Annotated in this window: 22 protein-coding genes and 3 tRNA genes; 9 read left to right on the top strand and 16 right to left on the bottom strand. The window is 51.3% G+C overall.

From position 1 onward, the window contains the following. The first annotated feature begins 62 nt into the window (after window positions 1-62). The gene (locus tag A7983_RS11675; RefSeq protein ID WP_005971581.1) at window positions 63-353 is read left to right on the top strand and encodes a DUF1435 domain-containing protein; all 291 of its coding nucleotides are present in this window, start codon (window positions 63-65) and stop codon (window positions 351-353) included. 99 nt (window positions 354-452) lie between these two features. Here the strand turns inward: A7983_RS11675 and A7983_RS11670 are convergent. The 4 genes from A7983_RS11670 to A7983_RS11655 form a co-directional block, all read right to left on the bottom strand. Further along, window positions 453-539: transfer RNA gene (locus A7983_RS11670), tRNA-Leu, on the bottom strand. A gap of 60 nt (window positions 540-599) precedes the next feature. Continuing rightward, window positions 600-686: transfer RNA gene (locus A7983_RS11665), tRNA-Leu, on the bottom strand. 75 nt (window positions 687-761) lie between these two features. Then, window positions 762-848, bottom strand: a tRNA-Leu gene (locus A7983_RS11660). A gap of 103 nt (window positions 849-951) precedes the next feature. Then, window positions 952-1857, bottom strand: a complete 906-nt coding sequence (locus A7983_RS11655; protein ID WP_005971579.1) for a LysR family transcriptional regulator — start codon at window positions 1855-1857, stop codon at window positions 952-954. A gap of 113 nt (window positions 1858-1970) precedes the next feature. Here A7983_RS11655 and A7983_RS11650 point away from each other — a divergent pair, with 113 nt between their 5' ends. Further along, the gene (locus A7983_RS11650) at window positions 1971-2963 is read left to right on the top strand and encodes an aldo/keto reductase (protein ID WP_005971577.1); all 993 of its coding nucleotides are present in this window, start codon (window positions 1971-1973) and stop codon (window positions 2961-2963) included. 11 nt (window positions 2964-2974) lie between these two features. Here the strand turns inward: A7983_RS11650 and rsmC are convergent, their stop codons facing one another. After that, the gene (gene rsmC / locus A7983_RS11645; protein ID WP_005971575.1) at window positions 2975-4024 is read right to left on the bottom strand and encodes a 16S rRNA (guanine(1207)-N(2))-methyltransferase RsmC; all 1050 of its coding nucleotides are present in this window, start codon (window positions 4022-4024) and stop codon (window positions 2975-2977) included. A 159-nt stretch (window positions 4025-4183) separates the two neighbouring features. Here rsmC and A7983_RS11640 point away from each other — a divergent pair, with 159 nt between their 5' ends. From A7983_RS11640 to A7983_RS11630, 3 genes are all read left to right on the top strand, one after another. After that, a complete protein-coding gene (locus A7983_RS11640; protein WP_005971573.1) occupies window positions 4184-4615 on the top strand; it encodes a DNA polymerase III subunit psi in 432 nt (143 codons plus the stop codon). Next, window positions 4566-5009 carry a ribosomal protein S18-alanine N-acetyltransferase gene (rimI, locus tag A7983_RS11635; protein ID WP_005971570.1) on the top strand — a complete coding sequence of 148 codons (444 nt, stop codon included), beginning with the start codon at window positions 4566-4568 and terminating at the stop codon, window positions 5007-5009. The genes A7983_RS11640 and rimI overlap by 50 nt, the downstream gene beginning before the upstream one ends. A gap of 202 nt (window positions 5010-5211) precedes the next feature. Beyond that, complete coding sequence (locus A7983_RS11630) at window positions 5212-5691, top strand: discoidin domain-containing protein (RefSeq protein WP_005971568.1); 480 nt, start codon at window positions 5212-5214, stop codon at window positions 5689-5691. A gap of 89 nt (window positions 5692-5780) precedes the next feature. Here A7983_RS11630 and A7983_RS11625 read toward each other — a convergent pair whose 3' ends face one another. The 4 genes from A7983_RS11625 to deoA all read right to left on the bottom strand — a co-directional run bounded on the left by A7983_RS11625 (window position 5781) and on the right by deoA (window position 11630). After that, window positions 5781-8060 carry a TonB-dependent receptor gene (locus A7983_RS11625; protein WP_005971566.1) on the bottom strand — a complete coding sequence of 760 codons (2280 nt, stop codon included), beginning with the start codon at window positions 8058-8060 and terminating at the stop codon, window positions 5781-5783. A 164-nt stretch (window positions 8061-8224) separates the two neighbouring features. After that, complete coding sequence (gene deoD / locus A7983_RS11620; RefSeq protein ID WP_005971563.1) at window positions 8225-8944, bottom strand: purine-nucleoside phosphorylase; 720 nt, start codon at window positions 8942-8944, stop codon at window positions 8225-8227. A gap of 45 nt (window positions 8945-8989) precedes the next feature. Then, entirely contained in the window at window positions 8990-10213 is a 1224-nt protein-coding gene (deoB, locus tag A7983_RS11615; RefSeq protein ID WP_005971561.1) for a phosphopentomutase, read from the bottom strand. Between the two features lie 88 nt (window positions 10214-10301). Next, the gene (deoA, locus tag A7983_RS11610) at window positions 10302-11630 is read right to left on the bottom strand and encodes a thymidine phosphorylase (RefSeq protein ID WP_005971559.1); all 1329 of its coding nucleotides are present in this window, start codon (window positions 11628-11630) and stop codon (window positions 10302-10304) included. Window positions 11631-12373: 743 nt separating this feature from the next. Between deoA and A7983_RS11605 the strand changes: the two genes are divergently transcribed. After that, complete coding sequence (locus tag A7983_RS11605; RefSeq protein WP_005971557.1) at window positions 12374-12685, top strand: GIY-YIG nuclease family protein; 312 nt, start codon at window positions 12374-12376, stop codon at window positions 12683-12685. On the opposite strand, the gene A7983_RS11600 is transcribed toward A7983_RS11605, so the two are convergent. Next, entirely contained in the window at window positions 12669-13211 is a 543-nt protein-coding gene (locus A7983_RS11600; protein ID WP_005971554.1) for a GNAT family N-acetyltransferase, read from the bottom strand. The genes A7983_RS11605 and A7983_RS11600 overlap by 17 nt on opposite strands. Further along, entirely contained in the window at window positions 13205-13729 is a 525-nt protein-coding gene (gene ubiT / locus A7983_RS11595) for a ubiquinone anaerobic biosynthesis accessory factor UbiT (protein ID WP_005971551.1), read from the bottom strand. The genes A7983_RS11600 and ubiT overlap by 7 nt, the downstream gene beginning before the upstream one ends. A gap of 354 nt (window positions 13730-14083) precedes the next feature. On the opposite strand from ubiT, the gene ubiU reads away from it, so the two are divergent. The 3 genes from ubiU (at window position 14084) to A7983_RS11580 (ending at window position 17143) form a co-directional block, all read left to right on the top strand. Further along, entirely contained in the window at window positions 14084-15079 is a 996-nt protein-coding gene (ubiU, locus tag A7983_RS11590) for a ubiquinone anaerobic biosynthesis protein UbiU (protein ID WP_005971548.1), read from the top strand. 11 nt (window positions 15080-15090) lie between these two features. Beyond that, window positions 15091-15969, top strand: a complete 879-nt coding sequence (locus A7983_RS11585) for a U32 family peptidase (RefSeq protein WP_005971546.1) — start codon at window positions 15091-15093, stop codon at window positions 15967-15969. A 166-nt stretch (window positions 15970-16135) separates the two neighbouring features. Beyond that, window positions 16136-17143 carry a luciferase-like monooxygenase gene (locus A7983_RS11580; protein ID WP_005971544.1) on the top strand — a complete coding sequence of 336 codons (1008 nt, stop codon included), beginning with the start codon at window positions 16136-16138 and terminating at the stop codon, window positions 17141-17143. A 76-nt stretch (window positions 17144-17219) separates the two neighbouring features. Here A7983_RS11580 and cptA read toward each other — a convergent pair whose 3' ends face one another. The 5 genes from cptA to pnp all read right to left on the bottom strand — a co-directional run bounded on the left by cptA (window position 17220) and on the right by pnp (window position 24431). Beyond that, window positions 17220-18938 carry a phosphoethanolamine transferase CptA gene (cptA, locus tag A7983_RS11575; protein ID WP_005971542.1) on the bottom strand — a complete coding sequence of 573 codons (1719 nt, stop codon included), beginning with the start codon at window positions 18936-18938 and terminating at the stop codon, window positions 17220-17222. A 277-nt stretch (window positions 18939-19215) separates the two neighbouring features. After that, the gene (locus A7983_RS11570; protein WP_005971539.1) at window positions 19216-21114 is read right to left on the bottom strand and encodes a DEAD/DEAH family ATP-dependent RNA helicase; all 1899 of its coding nucleotides are present in this window, start codon (window positions 21112-21114) and stop codon (window positions 19216-19218) included. Then, entirely contained in the window at window positions 21107-21178 is a 72-nt protein-coding gene (yrbN, locus tag A7983_RS24860) for a protein YrbN (RefSeq protein WP_368858887.1), read from the bottom strand. Before yrbN ends, A7983_RS11570 begins: the two co-directional genes overlap by 8 nt. Window positions 21179-21288: 110 nt before the next feature. Then, window positions 21289-22173 (bottom strand): lipoprotein NlpI, encoded by an 885-nt coding sequence (gene nlpI / locus A7983_RS11565; protein WP_005971537.1) that lies wholly within the window; start codon window positions 22171-22173, stop codon window positions 21289-21291. Window positions 22174-22310: 137 nt separating this feature from the next. After that, window positions 22311-24431 carry a polyribonucleotide nucleotidyltransferase gene (gene pnp / locus A7983_RS11560; RefSeq protein ID WP_005971534.1) on the bottom strand — a complete coding sequence of 707 codons (2121 nt, stop codon included), beginning with the start codon at window positions 24429-24431 and terminating at the stop codon, window positions 22311-22313. Window positions 24432-24609 lie beyond the last annotated feature (178 nt).

Here is a 24609-nt window from a genome sequence, read left to right as displayed (position 1 = left end):
AGTAATTGATATAAATTCTTATATGATATTAGTTATCATTATCATTTTTGGCGGGTGGAAAAATGCTGACAGCAATGATCACAGCCTGTGGGCTATGGGGCGTGAGCTGGTGTATGGGGAAACATCTGTCTAGTGCCTGGGGCGTGCTGTTGCCTTGTGCCATCATGCCGCTACTGGCACTGCTCAATCTGAACCTGACGCACCTGAAAGTGATTATCGCCACCGCCCTATTGGCGACGCTTGTCATGCTGTTTCATCAACGTCTGCGTCACTATTTACTGCTACCATCCTGCATTGCGCTGGCTGGCGGTTTGGCGGCACTGTCAGTTATATTTAATCTAACGACGCTATAAAAGTATGAATGGTAAATAAACGCAGAAAAGCGCTATAGCTAGAAATGAATAAAAGAGAATAAACAGGAAAGAAAACCAGAGGGATACTGAGGCGTTCGGTGGTGCGAAGAGAGGGACTTGAACCCTCACGTCCGTAAGGACACTAACACCTGAAGCTAGCGCGTCTACCAATTCCGCCACCTTCGCACTGAGAACGTTGCTTGTCTTATGCAGTAATCGTTTTATTCAGTAAACCTAATCACGACATGGTGCGAAGAGAGGGACTTGAACCCTCACGTCCGTAAGAACACTAACACCTGAAGCTAGCGCGTCTACCAATTCCGCCACCTTCGCAACGCTGTCATGCAATTTTTACTAGATACTGATTTACTGCTTCGGTTCGACAAACCAGAACCGCCGTAGTGATGTTGGTGCGAAGAGAGGGACTTGAACCCTCACGTCCGTAAGAACACTAACACCTGAAGCTAGCGCGTCTACCAATTCCGCCACCTTCGCAACACTGCTTTACGCAATATCACTACGGGGGCGAATTCTAGAGGTTTTCGCGTTCACGTCAATGATTATTTCCTCTGGAATACGGGGTTTGCTGTAAAAATCATCATCTCACTGCGGCGTTGCGCGTAAAGAGTTCATCGAGCCATTCTATAAACACCCGAATCCGTGGCGCCAGAAAGCGACCGGGCGTATACATCACGTAGAGCGGCATTGCGGGCGGCGGCGTCTCCGGCAAGATCTCCACCAATTCCCCGCTTTCCAGAAGTGAGGTCAAACCGCGACGCGGTGCCTGAATAATGCCCAATCCTGCTCGTGCGCCTGCGATGTAGGCATCGGCTCCGTTTATCTGCAACGTGCAGGGAAGCATACGCGTAATCCGCTCGTCGCCCGACATAAATTCCAACGGATAAAGGTATTCGGTACGCAGAGAGAAATAGCCCACCATGTGATGCCCCGATAGCTCATCAAGCGAGTGCGGCACGCCGTAGCGCGCCAGATAGTCAGCCGACGCACAGGTGACCTGCGGCATCGACGGCAAATGACGGGTCGCCAGCGTCTCGTCATCCGTCTGCCAGGCACGTAGCACGCAGTCAACACCTTCACGCAGTACGTTAATCGCCGCATCATTGGCGCTCAGCATCAGCGTCACCTGCGGATAACGCGCATAGAACTCCCCCAACGCCGGCACCACAATCTCCCGCGCTAGCGAGTGCGGCATATCCACCCGCACTTTACCAACCGGCTGCTGCTTTTGCTGCGTGAACAACGTGTCGATCTCTTCAATTTCCGCGAGCAATTGCAGACAACGCTCATAATAAACGCGCCCTTCATCGGTGATCTGTACCTGACGGGTCGTGCGTTGCAGTAAACGTACCCCCAGCCGCCCTTCAAGCTGTTTGATGGTGTTGCTCACCGTCGCACGCGGCAGAGCCAGCCGCTCCGCCGCACGGCTGAAGCTGCCCAGTTCGACAATTCGCACAAAAACCCGCATCGCCTGAATATGATCCATCGCCGCCACCATTGTTGGTTATTTTTGAATAGTGTTGCATAAAAAGCAGTATTTATCTTTTTTGGATAAACAACCAGACTGCTCTCACTGCCAATGAGATGAGGAAGATGACAATGCAACAGCGCAAATTAGGAGCGAACGGCCCGCAGGTTTCAGCGATTGGGCTAGGCTGCATGGGAATGAGTGATTTTTACTCCACCGCGCAGGATGAAAAAGAGTCCATCGCCACGTTGCATCGCGCACTGGAGCTGGGCGTCACCTTGCTGGATACCGCCGATATGTATGGCCCTCACACCAATGAACTTCTGCTGGGCAAAGCGATAAAAGGCAAACGCGAGCAGATTTTTCTGGCAACCAAATTTGGCATCGTGCGCGATCCGGCGAATCCCAACGCGCGCGGCGTCTGTGGTAAACCCGATTATATCCGTCGAGCGGTAGAAGGCAGCCTGGCGCGGCTCGGTACGGACGTTATCGATCTTTACTATCAGCACCGTATCGACCCGACGGTTCCGATTGAAGAGACGGTCGGCGCGCTGGCCGAGCTGGTTAAAGAAGGCAAGATCCGCTACATCGGCCTGAGTGAAGCCTCTGTCACCACGCTGGAGCGTGCACATCGCGTGCATCCGATTACGGCGTTACAGAGCGAATATTCACTGTGGACGCGCGATATGGAGGCCGAGATTCTGCCTACCTGTGAGCGTTTGGGCATCGGTTTTGTGCCTTATAGTCCGCTCGGTCGTGGCTTTCTGACTGGCGCAATTCGCAGCCCGGACGATCTGGCTACCGACGATTTTCGTCGCATCAATCCACGCTTCTCGGGGGAAAACTTCGGAAAAAACCTGCAACTGGTAGAGAAAATTAACCAACTGGCGCAGGAAAAACAGGTCATGCCATCACAGCTAGCGCTGGCGTGGGTACTGGCGCAAGGCGAACATATCGTGCCGATTCCGGGCACCAAACGCCGTCGCTATCTGGAAGAAAACGTTGCGGCGCTGGATGTCACACTGACGAAGGAGGAGTTGGCCGCCATTGATGCCATCTTCCCGCCCGATGCCGCAGCAGGTGAACGCTACGGCAAGGAGAGTATGGCGACGCTTAATCAGTAGGGAAATTATGATTACCGGCGGCGACCTTTGCCGGTGCGCGGAGGACGCCCCACGGTAGCCTGATAAACCTTGAAGCGCCCGGTCTGCGCCAGCACTTCATGGCTACCAAACGCAGCATCTAACAGCGCCGGATAAGGCAGGAAGGCGTTAGCGACGATGCGTAGCTGCCCGCCAATCGGTAAATGGGTCACCGCACCACGAATCAGCATTTCCGCGGCTTGCAGGCTAGTCTGCAAGCCATCATGGAACGGCGGGTTGGACACGATCACATCGAAGCGGCCGTCGATATCTGAATAGACGTTACTCGCAATCACACTGCCTTCCAGCGCATTCGCCGCCAGCGTAGCTTTGCTGGACTCCACCGCTGCGGCGCTGACATCGCTCAGCGTCAGGCGGATTTTTGGCGACTGTTTCGCCAGCACCGATGCCAGCACGCCCGCACCACAGGCGATATCCAGCACTTTGCCTTTCATATGCGGTTCAAACGTAGACAGCAACAGTCGGCTACCCGGATCTAAGTCATCACGGCTGAAGACGCCCGGAAGCGTTTTAACCGTCACGCCGCCTTCTGTCACATACTCGTCCCACCACTCATCCAGCGTGAAGTCGGCCTGCTTATCAATTCGACCGTGGTAAAGCCCGCAGCGCCGCGCGCTATCGATTTTTACCAGCTCAACGAAGTCGGACAGCACGGTTTCGGCGCTGCGTACACCGCTGCGGTTTTCCCCAACCACGAAGATCTCCGCACCGACGGGCAACAAAGACAGCAGATTACACAGTTGGAATTCCGCTTCTTGTTTGCTCTTTGGCCAGTAATAAATCAGCGTATCGCTATCCGCCACCAGCTCAGCATCCGCTACCAGACTATATTGAGCATTATCCCCAAGTGGCTTTGCCATCTGTTGCCAGTGGTGATATTGGTTGCAATGGACACGTACCGACGCCGCCTCAAATTGTGCGGGCAGGGTATCCTGCAAATCACCGGCAAACAGAACTCGGCGTGAAAGAAATTCGTCACTATGGCGCAGTATGACTTCACTGGCGGGGGTTAATGCGGACATCAGGCTACGGCTCCTTAATCATTGAACGGGGGATTATATACGCTTCGTCCCCGAAGTTGCAGAGCGGAGAGGAAATAACCGCACCGACGTTGGCGCAGCACGGCGGGGTTTGTTAGCATAGGCACGAATTATTTTCTCGCACGCCAGACAGGACAACGCATGGAATCAAGACGTGACAGGCTGCTACAGCAACTGGGGATTACGCAGTGGACGCTGCGTCGCCCGACGGTGCTGCAAGGCGAAATTGCCGTCAGTCTGCCCGATCAGGTGCGTCTGGTGATCGTCTCCGCCGAGCCGCTGGCTGATGATGAACCGCTGCTGGCAGACGTTCTGCACAGTCTGGCGCTGACGCCCGCGCAAGCCTACCGCCTGACGCCACAGCAGATAGAAATGTTGCCCGCCAACGCACACTGCCACAGTTGGCGGTTGGGCATCGCGGAGCCCATTGCGCTACAGGGCGTACAGCTTTCCAGCCCTCTGCTTTCCGAACTTCATCAAAATGCCGACGCCAAACGGGCGTTATGGCAACAGATCTGTGAACATGAACACGATATCTTCTCTGACGCCAGCCGACCTGGCACAAGCCTTTAAAATTGAACAAGCCAGCCACGCCTTTCCCTGGACGGAAAAAACGTTTGCCAGCAATCAGGGTGAACGTTATTTCAACCTGAAACTGAACCATGACGGGCAGCTTGCCGCTTACGCCATCACACAAGTGGTGCTGGATGAAGCGACGTTATTCAATATTGCCGTGCACCCCGACCATCAACGTCAGGGCTTCGGTCGTCAACTATTGGAACACCTGATCGACGAGATGGAGCGGCGCGGCATTTTAACGCTGTGGCTGGAAGTGCGCGAATCAAACGCACGAGCCATCGCGCTGTATGAAAGTCTGGGTTTTAACGAAGTCTCGGTGCGTCGCGATTATTATCCCACGGCACAAGGCCGGGAAGACGCCATTCTTATGGCGCTGCCACTCGGCTAACCTCTTTATCTATACTCCTCGCGGCAAGACGGGTGCCATAATGTGCGCCCCGTCCCGCTCTGCTTTTTTTCCTGACAGAAAAATCCCTGCAACGTGATCGCTACAAATAAAACCTCGTTTCTTTTTTATCACAATAAGGTTCCATTTCATGTTTCTGGTTTGCAGGCATGCCATGGTTTATCCGTTATCTACGAGGACTACTATGAAAAAATACACTCTGGCTACGACGCTCCTGTGCGGCTTATTCTCTCTTTCCGCTTACGCGGTACAAGTCACGGCGGTGACAGCCTCCGCATACGATTCAGACAAGGGCCACAAACCTGCCAACATTGCCGATGGTGATGTAAAAACGCGCTGGGCGGCAAATGGTGAGAGCTGGGTTCAGTTAGAACTGGATAAAGAACAATCGGTTGAGAACTTTGTTCTGGTTCCTTTCAAAGCAGACGAGCGCAAACTGAAGTTCTCTGTCTCCTACTCTACCGACGGTAAAACCTGGAAAAAGCTCGCCGATAATCTGGTGACCTCCAACAATGCCAAAGACGGTGAAAAATTCACCTTCTCAGCCGTTAAAGCAAAATTCTTCAAGCTGGATACGTTTGGCACCGATGTGAACAAATGGAGCGCTATCAACGAGATCAGCTTTAACAGCGCTGCGCAGGTTCCTGCTCAAGCGATTAAGTAACCCTTCCAAAAAATTTCGACCGCCCAAACACACGAAAACCCACCTGAGGTGGGTTTTCTGTACGTGCCTAATAGGAACGGTTACAAACGTTAGAAGTCAATTGACATAGATAGCTTCAGTGAACGCGGGTCGCCCTGATAAAGGTAAACACCCGTATCGTTTACTGACGACCAATATTTTTCATTAGTGACATTTTCCACATTAGCGCGCCATACCAGCGTATGATCGTTCATCGGTGTGCTATAGCGTACCCCTAGGTCCAGACGCGTCCAAGGCTTCAACTTCAGGGAATTGTCGGTGTTGACATACTGCGACCCCGAACGGATCACCGTGCCGGCCAGCGTTAAGCCTTCCACCTGTTTGATATCATATTCCGACCCAAACACCAGTTGATAACGGGGCACGCCGGGAACATCGTTACCATCACTGCTACCATCTTGCGTTTTCATCTGCTGCGCAGCAATCCATGTTGCGCTTCCGTTCAGTCGCAGACCGAATACGGGTTCACCAAACACATTGAGTTCCATACCGCGATGGCGGCGTTCGCCGTAAAGACCGTAAACCATCGTCGAACGGTTCACGGTTTCGTATGGGCGCTCAATTTCAAACAAAGCCAACGATCCCCCAACTCGTTCATAATCAAACTTCACGCCAACTTCGTTTTGTTTTGCGACATAGACACCGGTAACATTTCCGCCATTGGTAACAGCTACACCATCAAACTTAGTTGGCGCGGTTTTACCCGGAGAAAGCGCCTCAATGTGGTTAGCATACAGCGAAACATTTTCCCATGGCTTCACGACCAAACCATACGCTGGCGTCACTTTGGTGCGATTAAAGGCACTGTTCGGCTCTTCTACACCCGCATAAGAATAATTACGCACCATGACCTCCTGGCGACGCAGGCCCAGCGTTAACGCAACTTTATCATCCCATGCGGAGAGCGTATCTGACACGGCTAAACCACTACTTCTGATTCGGATACGAACCTTTGGATTGTTCATATCTCCGCCATGGAACTGTGCCGACAGGTAGTCTATCTGGCTAGGGTTGTAGATATTGGTCGAAACAGCGCTTGACATGTCATAGGCTGAACGGTTCTTCGCATAAATACCTGAATATCCAAGGTTAACTTTATGAGTGACAAAACCCGTATCAAACTGCCCACGGACACCTAACAGACCGGAAAACGTATCACGAACAAAAGGAACCCCCATACGCGATATCGAGGCATTGCCGTTGTTATCCGTAAGCTTTGGCACTCCGTAGTTTCCTGATTCATCGGTTCGACTACTACCAATTCCTGAATACACTGTCCACGAGTCAGCAAAATCATATTCGCTACGCCACATACCGAAGGTGGTTTTCAGATCGGTTGACACCCAATTAGGGCTATAATTCAACGTTGCATCGGGCACTGAAGGGACCACAGTGGCGCTCCCAATCCCTATTCCAATGCGTCCACCGTGCACGGACTGGTGCTGGTAGCCTGTATCCAGCGAGGAGCGGAAGCGATCGCCGCGGTAATCAAGGCCAACAGAAGCCATCGACATGCGATCTTTTTGATCATGAATGGCACTTTCGCCTTCCCGATGCAGAACGTTGACGCGCACACCAAACTGATTGTCATCACCGAAGCGACGACCAACGTCTAATGCACCGCCCACTTTATTCTTGGATTCATAATCTACGGTCATTCGCGTCAGAGGGTCGTCAGTAGCATGCTTCGGTTCAACGTTAACCGATCCGCCCACCCCACTGCCAGTTCCGCTCCCAGAAACACCGTTGGCGAAGGCATTAGCTCCTTTGAAAACCTCCACACGTTCGACCATATTGGTCGACACCATTTGACGAGGCATCACACCATACAATCCACCAAAGGTGATGTCGTCTCCATCCAGCAGGAAGCCTCGGATACGATACGTTTCCGCAAAGTTACCAAAACCTTTCAACGTTTGAATAGAAGCATCGTTTTTAACGACATCAGCCAGCGTTTCCGCCTGCTGTGAGAGGATCATTTTGTCGGTATAACTAATCACGTTAAACGGCACATCACGCGCGTTTTGTTGCCCCAGAAAACCAACACGCCCACCGTTAGCAATCTGACCATCCAGATAGGCAGGAACCAGATCGTCGCCACCAGCACGGAAAGTATTTCCCGGTTTTGCGACAACGGTAATCGTATCCTTATTATCGGTAGCTGCCGGTACTTTTTCTAAAGCAGTTGCCTGTGTTGCTGTTGGCTGCTGTGCAGCCAACAGCGGCATGGCCATGCCGCTGCATATGGAACCAATAAACAACGCCAGTAAATTTGGCGAACGAAGCCCGGCACGCAAGGATGGGCGTGATGATATCAATGACTCAAGCATATTTTTTCCGATTAAATAGAAATGATAATTATTATCTTTGTTAATTATGCGACTATCGATTTTTTTTGCAAGCGGCGTAAATGCCCGGAAGGGAGATATTAAAGGTGAATGCATTAAGGAAATAACACCCAGCCAGGCTGTTCTCGCCGGGTGTCACAGTGATATTACTCGTTATCGCCCAGCAGAACGGATTCCAACGCGATTTCGATCATTTCATTGAACGTGGTCTGACGCTCTTCTGACGTGGTTTGTGCACCGGTACGAATATGGTCAGAAACGGTACAGATTGCCAGCGCTTTCGCACCGAACTCTGCCGCAACGCCGTAGATACCGGCCGCTTCCATTTCCACACCCAGAATGCCGTATTTTTCCATCACGTCGAACATCTGCGGGTCTGGCGTGTAGAACAGATCGGCGGAGAAGATGTTACCTACGCGCACGGAAACATCGCGTGCTTTAGCGGCATCAACGGCATTACGCACCATGTCGAAATCGGCAATCGCCGCATAGTCGTGATCTTTGAAACGCATGCGGTTCACTTTGGAATCCGTACAAGCGCCCATACCGATCACCACGTCGCGCAGTTTGACGTCTTCACGTACCGCACCGCAGGAACCCACACGAATAATCTTCTTCACGCCAAATTCGGTGATCAGCTCTTTTGCATAAATCGAGCAGGATGGAATGCCCATACCGTGACCCATGACTGAAATTTTACGGCCTTTATACGTCCCCGTGAACCCTAACATGCCACGCACGTTGTTCACTTCGCGAGCATTTTCCAGAAAGGTTTCTGCAATGTACTTAGCACGCAGCGGGTCACCCGGCATCAGTACAACGTCCGCAAAATCACCCATTTCTGCATTAATATGTGGCGTAGCCATGCGTTTATTCCTTAATTAATCAAGTTCACGTAAAAACGACGTGTTTTACAGTATCGATTTGCCGTAGTCCATAGGCGACAGGCCAAAGTAGGTCGCGACCGTCTGTCCAATGTCGGCGAAGGTTTCACGGTGACCGTATGACCCCGGCTTCACTTTCGGCCCATAGATCAACACCGGTACATTCTCGCGGGTATGATCGGTGCCGTGCCAGCTCGGATCACAGCCGTGGTCGGCCGTCAGAATCAGGATGTCATCCCCCGTCACGCGGGACATCAACTCAGGCAGGCGGCGATCAAACAGCTCCAGCGCGGCGGCATAGCCCGGAATATCGCGGCGGTGGCCGTAGGCAGAGTCGAAATCAACAAAGTTGGTAAACACGATCGTGTTATCGCCCGCGCTATCCATCTCTTTCAGCGTGGCGTCAAACAATGCATCAATGCCGGTAGCCTTCACCTTTTTGGTGATACCGACCTGCGCGTAGATATCCGCAATTTTACCAACGGAAACCACTTCACCGCCTTTTTCATCCACCAGCTTTTTCAGAATGGTCGGCGCTGGCGGCTCAACGGCCAGATCGTGACGGTTGCCAGTACGCTCGAAGTTGCCAGGTTTATCACCAATAAACGGACGCGCAATCACTCGCCCGATGTTGTAATCCCCTTCGGTCAACTCTTCGCGGGCAATCTCACACAGCTCATACAGCTTATCCAGTCCGAACGTCTCTTCATGGCAGGCGATCTGGAACACCGAATCCGCAGAGGTGTAGAAAATCGGCTTGCCGGTTTTCATGTGTTCTTCAGCCAACTGATCCAGAATCACCGTACCGGAAGAGTGACAGTTGCCCAGATAGCCCGGCAGATTGGCACGTTTTACCAGTTTATCCAGCAACGCCTGCGGGAAACTGTTTTCTTCATCTTTAAAATAGCCCCAGTCGAACAGGACAGGCACACCGGCAATTTCCCAGTGGCCAGACGGTGTATCTTTACCCGAAGAAATTTCACTGGCGTGCGCGTAAGCACCGATGATGTCGGCATTTTCATCCAAGCCTACCGGAAACGTTCCCGTTGAGGCTTCGGCGGCTTTACCCAAACCCAGACGGCTCAGATTTGGCAAATGCAGCGTACCGCTACGCCCTTTATTCGCCGTTCCCGCCGCGCAGGCCTGAGCGATATGGCCCAGCGTATCCGACCCCACATCACCAAAACGTTCTGCATCCGCACTGCTGCCGATGCCAAACGAGTCGAGAACCATAATATATGCACGTTTCATTCTTTTCTCCTGCGCAGCGATGCGCTAACGCCCTGCCTATCGGCCGGGGAAAATCAATTCAAGACAACCTATCGCAAGCCCCACGCAATCACGCTTCCGCACTCACCCGACGATAGACCATCGGGGTCTTTTCGGGTGCCGCGTCGCCCAGTTGGATCGCAGCTCGAACTTCATTCGCTGCCTGCTGCCATTGCGCTTCCGTATTCGCGTGGATCACCGCCAGCGGGCGCTGTGCGTCAACGCGCTCACCCAGGCTAATCATGCTATCCAGACCGACACTGTAATCGATCATATCGGTAGCCTGACGGCGTCCACCGCCCAACGACACGACCGCCATGCCCAACGCACGGGTATCCATCGCGGTCACGATGCCTTCACGCGTTGCAAACACCGGCTTACTTAACGTCGCCACTGGCAGATAACGATCGTAGTGTTCGACAAAATCGCCCGGTCCACGCTGTGCGGCAACCATGCGACCAAAGACATCAGCGGCTTTACCGTTATCCAACACGGACTGCAAACGTGAATGCGCGTCATCCGCTGAGCTTGCCAGCCCACCCGCTAGCAGCATCTCTCCACATAGCGCCATAGTAACATCATACAGACGCGGATTACGGTGCTCTCCCGTCAGGAAACGCACAGCCTCTCGCACTTCCAACGCATTACCCGCGCTGGAGGCCAGCACCTGATTCATGTCCGTCAGCAAGGCGCTGGTGCGGCATCCCGCATTATTCGCCACGCCAACAATCGCCTGCGCCAACTGTTCGGACAGTTCATAGGTCGGCATAAACGCCCCGGAACCCACTTTGACATCCATCACTAACGCGTCCAGCCCTTCGGCCAACTTCTTCGCCAGAATCGACGCGGTAATCAGCGGGATCGAATCAACCGTGGCGGTAATGTCACGCGTGGCGTAAAAGCGTTTATCCGCCGGAGCCAGCGATGAGGTCTGCCCAATAATCGCGACGCCAACCTGCTGGATGATGCGACGAAAATGGTCATCGTTCGGGAAAATATCCAGTCCCGGTATCGCTTCTAGCTTATCCAACGTGCCGCCGGTATGCCCTAAGCCGCGCCCAGAGATCATCGGAACATAGCCCCCGCAGGCGGCGACCATTGGCCCCAGCATCAGCGAAGTCACATCTCCCACGCCGCCGGTAGAATGTTTGTCCACCAGCGGGCCGTTCAGGTTCAGGCTCTTCCAGTCCAGCACCGTGCCAGAGTCACGCATCGCCAACGTCAGCGCCACCCGTTCGTCCATCGACATATCGTGAAAATAAATGGTCATCGCCAGAGCGGCGATCTGACCTTCAGAGACGGTATTGTCACGAATACCGTTGATAAAGAAGCGGATCTCCTCTTCACTCAGAGCTTTTCCATCACGCTTCTTACGAATAATTTCTTGAATCAGAAACAAGGTCTGTACTCCTGATGAATTCTGATATGGCTCAGCAGCCTACCGCCACGAGCACATTTGCAGTCGTGAACCCATGCTGTCATGAACAACATGCCATCACGCATAAATCGTGCGCCGTATGCGCATAATGAGTCGCGGCTATGCTAAGCAGAAGCTGCGTGTTCGGGCGTTGTCAGCAAACCCCCCTGAACATTAGTGCAAAACCAGCACATCTGGCGAGCGGACGTGGTTCCTTGAAGATAGCGCTCAGGAGATACAACCTGTAGCGGCACCGAGCTCCTTCTCACCGCAATCAGCTTTCCTTTACCGTTCATCCTGCGATGACTTCAACACCGAAAGAACAAGACGGAAAGAAACGGTGAACACACCAGATATTTGAACATGCTGTGTCTGACTATTTTGTGCATTCATTCACACTTGATGTAAGAGAAATGCAATAGATAATTATTATATGTGATTTTAATCACATAAACTGTCCTATTGGGAGAATTCATCAGGTGAATATATGGAAATGCTATAACACCTGCGTGACAGACGGATAAAGACCGCACGATGCCTCTGGCTCAGTTCATAGAGTAAGCATAGCGGCTTCTCCCTAGGCACAGGGAAAAGCCGTAGGAAAATTATTTCCCTGCAGAAGGTTACAATCTGCCAATAACAGCAGTGTGCTACTTCACGTAACAAGATAAGCCCCCTAAACTGACCGCTAACAAGACTGTTTCTGAGAAACCGCAGACAAAACCATGACTGAACACGCTGAACATTCCCACTGGTATCTGTACATGCTACGCACGGTCAATGGGGCGCTGTACACGGGTATCACGACGGATGTCAGCCGCCGCCTGAATCAACATCAGGCTGGAAAAGGGGCAAAAGCGCTACGAGGGAAAGGAGAGTTGACGCTGGTGTTTCACTGTCTGGTGGGCGATCGTTCAAATGCACTCAAACTAGAATATCGCATTAAGCAGTTAAGCAAAAAACAAAAAGAAAGGCTGGTACAAGACCAGCCTCAGACGATTTGTAGTGATACGCTATCGGTTAGAGAAAGCGGCTAAACGGCTCAGCATATTCAACCAGACCGATCGCATCTTCAAATCCGTTTTTGTCTTCAGACGACTCTTCATCGGCAACCTGATTATCCGCCAGTGGATAGACCTGGAAAGTCGATTCGCTGTCCGGCCAGCGACAATGCAACTGGTGCTCTGTCGCCGGAACGAAACCAAAGCGGGAGTAGTACGCAGGCTCACCCAACACAACGACAGCGGTGTAGCCAAACTCATTCAGCGCATCCAGCCCTTCGTAGACCAGCTTTTCCCCCACGCCTTGTCGGCGCAGACTGTCGTCTACCACCACCGGCGCAAGCGCCACCCACTGCCGATCCTCACCTTCGATCAGTACCGGACTAAATGCAGCATAGCCCACCACGCCACCTTCATCATCGGTTGCCACGACACCAAGCGTTAATAAACCATCTTCACGCAGTTGATGCACCAGATCCGCTTCCGTACCCGTAGGAAAAGAGCGACGTAATAAGCTGTCGATCCCTGCGGCATCAACGGGGATTTCGACCCGAATTAGCATGATACTGGCGCGTGATTCGTTGTTTGCACCACGCCCTCCTGTAACCCAGCTTCAACAAAATTCGCCAATTGCAGCAGGCCAATACGCAGCGGCGCAGGCATAGCTTCCAGTTCAATGGCATCCATCAGGTTCTTCACATACAAACCTAACTCGGTGTCGCCCTCAATGCGCAGACGACGCTGGAAAAACAGCGTATCGGGATCTTCTTTACGCGCGGCGATCAAAATCAGATCGTTCGCACCCGCACTGAAGCTGACATCCGCCGTCTCATCGTGGCTCACCACCAGACGACCCTCACATAGCGTCATAAACCACTGCAAGCCGACATCACGCACCTCAATTTTCAGCCAGCGGCTTTCGAGAAATGCCAGATCGCCCTCTTCCAGCGCCTGACGGAACTGCCAGCCCAACATCTGTTCCAAAACCTGACGCTGTAGCGCAAAGGGAGTGAACTTGAGTGGCTTACCTAACAAGCTCGGCCCCTGACGCACAATCTGCGCTCGTAGTTTTTCCAACACTGGCATACTCCTCTTAAAGCAATCTGACTGTTCAGATAATCTGCAAACATTTTGCCACATCCACCGCAAGCGGCAGAGGTCTATGTCAATAATTTAGTCGCTTATCCGATTATGCCCAACAGATTTTGTCCTTGCGCGACGATTAGCACCATAAACTGCCTTAAATCAAAGTCCTTACCTGATAGGTTAATTAATATTCCCAATCGTTAACAACATTCATCGACTGATAAAAAATCGCTTACGACGACCCGCAAGGTGGCTGGCAAAACGCCCGTCATAAAAACGGTATCAGTCTGAACATCATTGATCGTACCGAGCAGCTACGGCCCCGACAGGATTAATGAAGGATTGTGTATGGAACTGCTTTGCCCCGCTGGCAATCTGCCAGCACTGAAAGCTGCCATCGATAATGGCGCAGATGCGGTCTATATCGGCCTGAAAGATGACACCAATGCACGTCATTTTGCCGGACTGAATTTTACCGATAAGAAACTACAAGAAGCGCGTGAGTACGTGCACCGCCATCGGCGTAAGCTGCATATTGCCATCAATACGTTTGCGCACCCGGACGGCTATCAGCGCTGGCAACGCGCCGTAGACATGGCCGCGCAGATCGGTGCCGACGTACTGATCCTCGCCGATCTCGCGATGCTGGAGTATGCCGCCGAGCGCTATCCCAACATCGAACGCCATGTGTCGGTTCAAGCCTCCGCGACAAACACCGAAGCAATCCGCTTCTATCATCGCCATTTCGATGTTTCACGCATCGTGCTGCCGCGCGTGCTATCCATTCATCAGGTGAAGCAAATCGCCCGCACCAGCCCGGTGCCGCTCGAAGTTTTCGCCTTCGGTAGCCTGTGCATCATGGCGGAAGGGCGCTGTTATCTCTCTTCTTATCTGACCGGTGAATCACCCAATACCGTGGGTGCTTGCTCGCCCGCGCGGTTTGTACGCTGGCAGCAGACGGAAAACGGCATGGAATCGCGTTTGAACAATATCCTGATCGACCGCTATCAGGACGATGAAAACGCGGGTTACCCCACGTTGTGTAAAGGCCGCTATTTAGTCGATGGGCAGCGCTACCATGCACTGGAAGAGCCAACCAGCCTGAACACACTGGAGCTTCTGCCTGAACTGATGGCTGCCAATATTGCTTCCGTGAAGATAGAGGGTCGCCAACGCAGCCCAGCCTACGTCAGCCAAATTACACAAGTGTGGCGACAGGCTATCGATCGCTGCCGTGCCAATCCTGAGACATTCGTACCCACGCAAGCCTGGATGGATGCATTAGGTGCAGTGGCAGAAGGCACGCAGACCACGCTCGGCGCGTATCACCGTAAATGGCAGTAGCGGGAGGACACATGAAATACGCATTAGGGAATATCCTCTACTATTGGCCGAAAGAGGATGTTGAGGCGTTTTATCAAGCCACGATAAACAGCAGCGCCGATATCGTTTATCTCGGTGAAACGGTGTGCAGTAAGCGCCGTTTGATGAAGGTGGCGGACTGGTTCAACGTTGCCCGCGAGGTCGCCAACAGCGGCAAACAGGTGGTCATCTCAACGCTGGCGCTGTTGCAAGCTCCGTCTGAACTGACGGAACTTCGGCGCTATGTGGAAAATGGCGAGTTCTTGCTGGAAGCAAACGATCTGGGTGCAGTCAACATCGCCGCCGAACGTGGATTGCCTTTTGTCGCAGGGCACGCGCTCAATTGCTATAACGCGTACACTCTACGAGTGCTGCATAAACAAGGTATGGTGCGCTGGTGCATGCCAGTTGAGCTTTCGCGTGACTGGTTGCAAAACCTGCTGAACCAATGTGAAGAGCTTGGCTTTCGCCATCAGTTTGAAGTGGAAGTACTCAGCTACGGCCATCTGCCGTTAGCCTATTCCGCACGCTGCTTCACCGCCCGTTCAGAAGATCGGCCAAAAGATGAATGCGAAACCTGCTGCCTTAACTATCCGCAAGGCCGGAAAATGCTGTCGCAGGAAAATCAGCAGGTCTTTGTCCTCAACGGTATCCAGACGCAAAGCGGCTATTGCTACAACCTCGGCAACGAACTGACATCAATGCGGGATCTGGTCGATATTGTCCGGCTATCCCCAAACGACATCACCACGCCAGCAATGCTGGATAAATTTCGTGCCAACGAACAAGGCAATGCACCATTAACGCTGGAAAATCAGGCTGATTGCAACGGCTATTGGCGTCGCGTCGCTGGCCTAGAACTCGTTCAATAATTCACATTCAATCAGGGCGGCCAACCGCCCTTTCCTTGCTAAACGCACCTTTTGAATTACATAGCGCTGCAACATTCCCGCATACTGCTCTGACTTTCATCATTGACTGACGGCGTTAGCATCCACCACATGGGTGGAGTCAGTGAACAACAAAGTGAGCCATATTATGTCCACATCTTCTCAATCCGCTGTATTTTCCGTCCTCGATCTTGCACCGATTCCGCAAGGCGCGACAGCGCGTGAAGCCTTCCACCGTTCGCTGGATCTGGCGCAACATACAGAAAAATGGGGCTATCACCGCTATTGGCTGGCGGAACACCACAGTATGACCGGTATCGCCAGCGCAGCGACATCAGTGCTCCTCGGCTATCTTGCCTCGGGCACGCAGCGCATCCGTCTCGGTTCTGGTGGCGTAATGTTACCGAACCACTCACCGCTCGTTATCGCCGAGCAGTTCGGTACGCTGGAATCACTGTATCCCGGCCGTATCGATTTAGGATTAGGCCGCGCGCCCGGCACCGATCAACGCACTATGATGGCGCTGCGCCGTCACCTTAATGCCGATATTGACGATTTCCCACGCGATGTGCAGGAACTGCAACGTTACTTCGCTGATACACAGCCGGGTCAGGCGGTGCAGGCCGTCCCGGGACAAGGTCTACACGTTCCGATTTGGCTATTGGGATCAAGTCTGTACAGCGCACAGCTAGCGGCAAGATTGGGTTTACCTTTCGCCTTCGCCGCCCATTTCGCCCCCGATATGCTGCTGGAAGCATTCCGCCTCTACCGCGAAAACTTTATTCCTTCGGCCACTCACGCCAAGCCCTACGCGATGGTGTGCGTCAATGTGGTAGCAGCCGATAGCGATCGGGATGCACGCTTCCTCTTCACCTCGATGCAGCAACAGTTCATCAACCTGCGCCGTGGCACACCGGGGCCGTTACCCGCGCCGGTAGAAAACATCGATACAGTTGGGTCACCTGCTGAACAATTTGGCGCAGAGCAAGCCCTACGGCTGTCGATTGTCGGTGATAGCGCCAAGGTACGTCATGGATTACAGAGTCTTTTGCGTGAAACACAGGCGGATGAAGTGATGATCAATGGTCAAATCTTTGACCATCAGGCACGATTGCAATCGTTTGAAATAGCGATGGATGTGCAGAAGACGCTGTGATGAAACGTTGTAAACACAACGTCCGGCTTTCACCGGACGTTGTGTTTAGAAAAATTAGCTAATTATGGATGATGGCTTATTTCCCATCGACGGTCGTAGGTAGGCTATCAAATGTTCTCAAGCCTTTCTTATCATAAGGGTTCCCAATCCAACGTTCCGCCTCTTTAAAATCTGGGTTTACTATACTTTTTGCAGGCTCAAAGATATTGTAGCTTAACCCAGACAAGTCAGACCAAGTATGGATAAGGTGCGCATTGCTGTACTTACGATCAACATACTTAGAGTAGTCGGTAGTATGGTTTTTACGCCATTCCGGTGACATCCAAACCATAAATGGAATAGTGTACATTGCACGTGTCGGTGCCGCTTCGTTACGCCCTAACACACTATGAGGCGGTGTTTCATAAACGTCTTCACCATGATCGGAGAAATAGACAAGAAAACCATTTGGCTTACTTTTTTCAAATGTTTTAATCAGTGTATCAACAATGTAATCGTTATATAACTCTGCATTATCATAATGATTATATACTTCGACTTCACTGTCGGTCAGACCAGCAGGCGTACCATCACGGCCATTGAATTTGTCAAAATCATCTGGGTAACGGTATTTGTAGTTCATATGTGTTCCCAATAAATGAACGACAATAAATTTTTTCGAAGCAGGATCCGCAAGCACTTCTTGAAAAGGAGATAATACGACATCGTCATATTGTCTTACACTTTGTGTGCGTTGGTTATTCAAATAAAACTGTTTGTCCGTTTGCTGCGAAAACACCGTTAACATGGTATTACGCTTAGTCATCGTCTGCTGATTGGTGATCCAAAATGTTTTATATCCCGCTTGCTTCATCATATTCATCATTGAAGGTTTACTGAGATATAAATCCGGATTTTGTTCGTCCGCAAAGGTCAGGGACTGTTGCAGGATTTCGATAGTATAAGGCCGAGATGTCACGACATCATTGAACACAATGAGATTCGGATCAGTCTTATGCAATGCATCCAAGCGAGGTGTTGTCGGGCGAGAATAACCATAAAGGCTCATACGGCTACTCGTGGTTGACTCACCAATAACCAGTACTAAGGTGCGTGGTGTATCACCATTTACGTCTTTTAGATTCTCTAACGGAGGGAGAGCTGCATTCTGCTGTAGCATCTCGGTCATGCTTTCTAACTGCTGTTGGTACTCAATATAGCTGGATAGAAATTGCCAAGGAGCGGTAGTTGCCATGCGACCTGCAATGTAGCCCGTAGTATCCTCGATAGATATTTTCTGAGTAAATAATTTCTTATATACAGGTACGGCAAACAATACTGAAAAAATCAGCAAAGATGCCACTATTTTGGCTGCTGTAGTGACATAAACAGGACGTAATTTTTTCCACAGTAGAAAAACTATTGCCGTATAAGCAACTAACACAGCAATCATCTTTAAACTGAAATACTGACTCAGGAACTCAGTGGCTTCTGTTGTGTTAGATTCAAAAATAACAAACAGGACACTCTGTGAAAATTCCTGTTTATAGATTGAGTAATAACAGATAGCGATCGCGGAAGGAACCCATAGCACGATACCTAAAACAGCAGCAATCCTGCGCGTATACTGAGGAAAGAAAAGCAAAGGGACCAACCAAAGTAGACTATATAGTAGAGAGTCTCGTAACCCCGTAGTCCCACTGTGTCCACTTAATACAATCCATAATTGCAGCGCGCAAGAGAAAGACCATAAAAAGAGCAGTAAGGAAATGAGCGCACTCCAGCTAAATTTATTATTTCTTGAATATTCAACCACTTAAATTATCCCTTAAGTAAAAAGATATTGATTAGACGTTTCGAAGAATTCAGCAGCGAGGTCACCATATAGGAATTATCATTGTCCACGCTGAGTAAAACTTACTTCATTAAATTTAATCAAGAATACACTGACATCATTAATAATGACTTAAGAAGAAAAAAAGATATTTTACAGCAAAAAAAACGACCCATTAATGGGTCGTTTTTATAACAAAAAAGGTCAAGTTGATAAATATCTCAACAACGATATTTTATTTCTTGTTGTAACAATATGCTTACGCGTCAGCAGGACGACGACGTGGAGCACGTGGGGCAGCATCACGATTGAAAGAACGTTCGCGACGCTCACCGCCATTACCATTGCCTTCACGGCGTTCACCACCGCCGAAAGAGCGACGTGGAGCTGCGCCATCACGACGCTCGCCACCCGCGCCAGCAGGACGGCCACCGCCACGACGTTCTGGCTGTGCGACTGCATCACCCAGCAATTGCATATTCATTGGTTTGTTCAGAATACGCGTGCGGGTAAAGTGTGATAACAGGTCGCCCGGCATACCTTTCGGCAGTTCGATCGTTGAGTGAGACCCGAACAGCTTGATGTTACCAATGTAGCGGCTGCTGATATCCCCTTCGTTGGCGATAGCACCAACAATGTGGCGAACTTCAACACCGTCATCGCGACCCACTTCGATACGATACAGTTCCATCTCACCCGACTCACGACGCTCACGACGCTGTGGACGGTCACCGTCACGGCTTTCGCGAGAATCACGCGGATCGCGGCGACGATCGCCACGTGAATCACTACGAGACTCATCACGATCGCGGAATTCGCGGCGAGGGCGGAATGCTGGATCCGGTGGCAGAATCAGAGGACGTTCGCCCTGTGCCATTTTCAACAGCGCGGCAGCCAGAGTTTCGATATCCAGCTCTTCCTGCGGTTGCAGCTTCGTCAACAGCGCGCGGTACATGTCCAGATCGCTGCTTTCCAGTTGCTGCTGTACTTTAGCGGCAAACTTAGCCAAGCGACGTTGTCCCAGTAATTCCGCATTTGGCAATTCCACTTCAGGAATTGTCAGCTTCATTGTACGTTCAACGTTGCGCAACAGGCGACGCTCGCGGTTTTCTACAAACAGCAGTGCACGACCTGCACGACCAGCACGACCGGTACGGCCAATACGGTGGACGTAAGACTCGGCATCCATCGGGATATCGTAGTTCACTACCAGACTGATACGCTCAACGTCCAGACCACGTGCCGCAACGTCGGTCGCAATCAGGATATCCAGACGACCATCTTTCAGACGCTCCAGCGTTTGCTCACGCAGTGCCTGATTCATGTCACCGTTCAGCGCTGCACTATTGTAACCACTGCGTTCCAGCGCTTCAGCCACTTCCAGCGTTGCGTTCTTGGTACGAACGAAAATAATCGCCGCATCAAAATCTTCTGCTTCCAGGAAACGTACCAACGCTTCATTTTTACGCATACCCTGCACCGTCCAGTAGCTCTGGCTGATGTCTGGACGCGTAGTCACGCTTGATTGGATACGAACTTCCTGTGGATCTTTCATGAAACGGCGCGTAATACGGCGAATCGCTTCCGGCATGGTTGCAGAGAACAGCGCAGTCTGATGCGTAGCAGGGATCTGAGCCATGATGTTTTCAACATCTTCGATGAAGCCCATACGCAGCATTTCATCTGCTTCGTCCAGTACCAAACCACTCAGGTTGGACAGATCCAGCGTACCGCGTTTCAGGTGATCCAGCAGACGACCAGGAGTACCAACAACGATCTGTGCCCCACCACGCAAAGCGCGCAGTTGAACGTCATAACGCTGGCCGCCGTACAGGGCAACAACGTTAACGCCGTGCATATGTTTAGCAAAATCATTACAGGCTTCAGCAACCTGAACGGCCAGCTCACGGGTTGGAGCCAACACCAGCATCTGCGGTGCTTTTAACTCAGGTTTTAAATTATTGAGTAATGGCAGAGCAAAAGCCGCAGTTTTACCACTGCCGGTCTGTGCCATACCTAGCACATCACGACCGTTCAGCAGGTGAGGAATACATTCAGCCTGAATCGGCGATGGTTTTTCATAGCCCAGATCGGTCAGGGCATTAATAATAGGAGCAGACAGCCCCAAATCAGAAAAAGAAATAAGTAAATCAGTCATGTACACGTGCCTCATTAAATATGGCGGCCAGTCTACATAACTCGTCGTGAAAATTTTCAGTCATTTTCATTGAAAAGTGTGAACCGGCTCAAATTGGATTAAAAAGCGAACAAAAAAGCCCTCACCCGTGAAGGTGATAACCGAAGTTTTTCAGGCTGATTACGTGTTCGTCAGCTATTGCTGGTCCGATCCTGATAGGTCGTCTTGCTCTTGGCCTAATAGCGCCAATTCCAACAATGCATAGCGGTGCTCAACAAAGTTATGGACATTGTTGGCAACCGTCAGCTTGAACAGCGCCAAGGCGGTGTTCTTGTCCCCCAGACTTAGGTAGTGCTTACCTAAATAGAAGTCAGTTTCACTGAGATGCTCAGCGAGCGAAGTGTTATTCGTAGCTTCTTCCTGTAACCGCTGCATCAGTGTTTTTTCACTGATACTACCCAGGTAGAATTCGACAATATTCCATCCCCAAGGCCCTTTCTTTACGTCGTCATAGCGTTTCTTCAACGCAATCTTGGCCGCCTCTGGATTGATTTCTCGCTCCACAAGATACAGCCACAACGAACGGAAAGGATCATTCGGATCGTCTCGATAAAACGCCAGCAGATCATCCTGCGCTAACAGATAGCGACCGCCATAATACAAAGCGATGCCACGGTTTAAACGCGCGTAATTGTAAGTTGGATCAAGCTCTAGTACAGAATCAAACGCTTCATAGGCAGCATCAAAATTGCCTGCCTGCGTTAAATAGATACCCAAGTAGTTAAAAACTTCTGGAATATCAGGGCGGATCGTCAGCGCTTGTGAAAAATCATTCCGCGCCAATGCCCGTAACCCGAGACTATCATACAGCACTCCGCGCTCATATAATAGCTGTGCTCGCTCATCATCGGTTAATGCCCGGCTTGCAAGGATTTGTTCCATGCGTGCCAGGATCACTTCCTGCTGCAAAGTCGGCTGTAACGGAATCGCCAATACTGCGTCTTTACGCCAATCCGTGTTGCTGCATCCTACCAGCATGAGTGCTGTTGCAACATAACACCAGCGCAAGAAAGGCTTCATTTCCCACTCCCGAAGACAAACATTGGATGAACATCCTGTCCCGGACCGCTCAACGCAAGGACATCCATACCCTTACGATATACACGGCACCTTGCCATAATCAGGCAAGGTGCCATAAGACCGTTTTCTAACAGTCGTTATTCCTCAGAAGACGGAGCTGCCGCTTCCTGAGTTTGCACATTGGCTTCTTTGATACTTAAGCGCACGCGGCCCTGACGATCAACTTCCAGAACCTTGACCGGCACTTCCTGACCCATCTGCAGATAGTCAGTTACTTTCTCTACGCGCTTGTCAGCGATCTGAGAAATATGCACCAGGCCTTCTTTGCCGCCGCCAATAGCGACGAAAGCACCAAAATCAACGATGCGGGTCACTTTACCCTGATACACGCGGCCGACTTCGATTTCGGCAGTGATCTCTTCAATACGACGAATTGCATGTTTCGCTTTTTCGCCGTCGGTTGAAGCGATCTTCACAGTACCATCGTCTTCAATTTCAATAGTCGTGCCCGTCTCTTCAGTCAGCGCACGGATCACAGAACCACCTTTACCGATCACGTCTTTGATCTTATCGGTACTGATTTTGATGGTGTGAATACGCGGTGCAAATTCGGAGATATCGCCACGCGGTGTGCTGATTGCCAGCTCCATCACACCCAGAATGTGCAAACGCGCACCTTTGGCTTGATTCAAAGCAACCTGCATGATCTCACGGGTAATCCCTTCGATCTTGATATCCATTTGCAGCGCGGTGATACCTTCACGGCTACCAGCAACTTTAAAGTCCATATCACCCAGGTGGTCTTCGTCACCCAGAATGTCGGACAGAACAACAAAGTTGTCGCCTTCTTTCACCAGACCCATCGCGATACCCGCAACGGCTGATTTGATCGGTACACCTGCATCCATCAGTGCCAGAGAAGCACCGCAGACAGACGCCATGGAAGAAGAACCATTGGACTCCGTGATTTCAGAGACCACACGCACGGTGTACGGGAATTCGTTTGCCTTCGGCATAACTGCCAGTACGCCGCGCTTAGCCAGACGACCGTGACCAATTTCACGACGTTTAGGCGAACCGACCATACCGGTTTCACCGACAGAGTACGGAGGGAAGTTGTAGTGCAGCAGGAAGCGATCGGTACGTTCACCGGTCAGTTCGTCAATATTCTGCGCATCACGCTCAGTCCCCAACGTTGCAGTGACCAACGCCTGCGTTTCGCCACGGGTGAACAGTGCAGAACCGTGGGTGCGCGGCAGTACGCCAGTACGCACATCCAGACCGCGAATCATATCTTTTTCACGGCCATCGATACGCGGTTCGCCAGCCAGTACGCGGCTACGCACGACGTTTTTCTCAACGTTACCCAGGATTTCCTGGATATCACCCGCATTCAGCGTTTCGTCTTCGGCTTGCAGCGCAGCAACAACATCAGATTTGATGACGTTAACTTGTGCATAACGCTCCTGTTTTTCAGTGATGCGGTAAGCGTCACCCAGACGTGCTTCAGACAAAGCCTGTACACGCTGCTCTAAAGAAACGTTAACTTCTGGCGCATGCCATTCCCACTTCGGTTTGCCTGCTTCAGCAACCAGTGAGTTGATGTTCTGGATAACGATCTGCTGTTGCTCGTGACCAAACACTACCGCACCCAGCATCTGATCTTCACTCAGCACTTCAGCTTCGGATTCCACCATCAGAACCGCGCCTTCTGTACCTGCAACCACCAGATCCAGACGGCTTTCTTTCAGCTCATCCATCGTTGGGTTCAGGACATATTGGTCATTCAGGTAACCGACACGTGCAACACCGATAGGGCCGTTGAATGGAATACCAGACAGGCTCAGCGCCGCAGAGGCACCAATCATGGCAACGATGTCAGGGTTAACCTGTGGGTTAACGGAAACGACGGTCGCAATCACCTGAACTTCATTCAGGAAACCTTCTGGGAACAGCGGGCGAATTGGGCGGTCAATCAGACGAGAGGTCAGCGTTTCACCTTCGCTTGGACGACCTTCACGGCGGAAAAAACCACCAGGGAAACGCCCAGCAGCGTAGGTACGCTCCTGATAGTTAACCGTCAACGGGAAGAAACTTTGTCCGGGTTTAGCGCTTTTAGCGCCGACAACGGTAACGAATACCGCTGTATCATCCATGCTTACCATCACAGCGGCGGTAGCCTGGCGTGCCATCATACCGGTCTCTAACGTGACGGTATGCTGACCATATTGAAACTTACGAACGATCGGATTCAGCAAAATAATATCCTTAGCTGGGGCACGTTACACGTATTCAAGATAAACGCACCAGTGAACTCCCGACCTTTACACTACATTCTCACGACTAATGACAACCCTTATCTTGCTTATGCAGATAAAGCCTCTCATTAGCCGCGCGAACCTCTGTAATGCAAGATCCTATTAACAACAATACATT

Source organism: Pectobacterium wasabiae CFBP 3304, from assembly GCF_001742185.1.
Taxonomy (GTDB): Bacteria; Pseudomonadota; Gammaproteobacteria; order Enterobacterales; family Enterobacteriaceae; genus Pectobacterium; species Pectobacterium wasabiae.
This window is presented reverse-complemented; position numbering and strand designations above follow the sequence as displayed.